Genomic DNA, 538 nt, shown 5'->3' with positions numbered 1-538 from the left:
CGCGCCAACGGTCACCCCGTGCTGGCCGTGGTGCGGGGCATGGCGGTGAACCAGGACGGTGCGAGCAACGGCCTGACCGCGCCGAACGGGCCCTCGCAGATGCGGGTGATCCGGCAGGCGCTCGCCAACGCCCAGCTCACCGCCGAACAGGTCGACGCGGTCGAGGCGCACGGCACGGGTACGACCCTGGGCGATCCGATCGAGGCGCAGGCGCTGCTTGCGACGTACGGCCGTGAAAGGCCCGACGACCGGCCGCTGTGGCTGGGCTCGATCAAGTCCAACATGGGGCACACGCAGGCCGCGGCCGGAGTCTCCGGGATCATCAAGATGGTCGAGGCCATGCGCCACGGGGTGCTGCCCAAGACGCTGCATGTGGATGAGCCGACGCGCCAGGTGGACTGGACCGAGGGTCATATCGAGCTCCTCACCGAGTCGCGGCCCTGGCCGGAGACGGGCCGTCCGCGCCGGGCGGGCATCTCTTCGTTCGGGATCAGCGGCACCAACGCCCACGTCATCATCGAGCAGGCCCCCGAGGCCC

1 protein-coding gene is annotated in these 538 nt (G+C 71.0%); it reads left to right on the top strand.

The window, feature by feature from the left end; translation table 11 throughout:
* A partial coding sequence (locus ACFQVC_RS42500; RefSeq protein ID WP_381842174.1) for a ketoacyl-synthetase C-terminal extension domain-containing protein occupies positions 1 to 538 on the top strand: 538 nt, incomplete at both ends.

Source organism: Streptomyces monticola, from assembly GCF_042665355.1.
In the GTDB taxonomy this organism is placed as follows: Bacteria; Actinomycetota; Actinomycetes; order Streptomycetales; family Streptomycetaceae; genus Streptomyces; species Streptomyces monticola.
The sequence above is the reverse complement of the archived record's forward strand: the minus strand, read 5'-3'. Positions and strand labels throughout refer to the sequence as shown.